The organism is Vibrio sp. 1288 (genome assembly GCF_033344475.1).
Map to the genome: position 1 here is coordinate 1 of NZ_JAWPOX010000999.1, position 545 is coordinate 545.

At 47.2% G+C, this 545-nt stretch carries 1 protein-coding gene; it reads right to left on the reverse strand.

The window, feature by feature from the left end; translation table 11 throughout:
* Positions 1-57 precede the first annotated feature (57 nt).
* The gene (locus R8O11_RS30565; RefSeq protein ID WP_025606225.1) at positions 58-540 is read right to left on the reverse strand and encodes a hypothetical protein; all 483 of its coding nucleotides are present in this window, start codon (positions 538-540) and stop codon (positions 58-60) included.
* Positions 541-545: the final 5 nt, after the last annotated feature.

Sequence of the window (545 nt, forward strand, 5' to 3'; positions counted from 1 at the left end):
GGGTTTTCATCCCGCAGCAAAGCTTATCCGTTGTTTAGAAGGATAAGCAGCGTAATGTTACTCAGTAAACAAGGTTTCGTATTTCACAAATGCTGTTTGTGTTTCGCCGTAGTAAAGCGTGCCTTCGGCTTGGATAACGACTCGTAACCAGCTCTCTGCGGAGGTTGGCTTTGGCAGAGTGATGTACCAGTTTTGGCCAGCTTGATCGGCGCGTGTCATATCAATCGGCTGAGCATTCTGTTGTTGGTCATCGACTACGGACACCTTGACGCCTTCCAGCGGATAGGCAGCGTTGAGAGACAGTTCTAGGCTATCTTTTGTCAGTTTTTCAGAACGGAACTTAACTTTAAAATCGCCATTTTCCATGTCACATAGGCCACTGGTGTAACGGCAGTTGGACTTACTCGCGAGCTTGTAAGTTTCCCCTTCTTTAGCGGCATGAGGCTTTTCGCTCAGTGCCATATCGGTACCAAAGTAGGCAATGATAGAAAGGATGGGCGCGATTAACAGGGCGAGAATAAAGTGCTTGTTTTTGAACATCTTGG

What these genes read in the sequence shown, in the direction of transcription:
- R8O11_RS30565 (WP_025606225.1), bottom strand. Translation starts at nt 540, where the DNA reads ATGTTCAAAAACAAGCACTTTATTCTCGCCCTGTTAATCGCGCCCATC.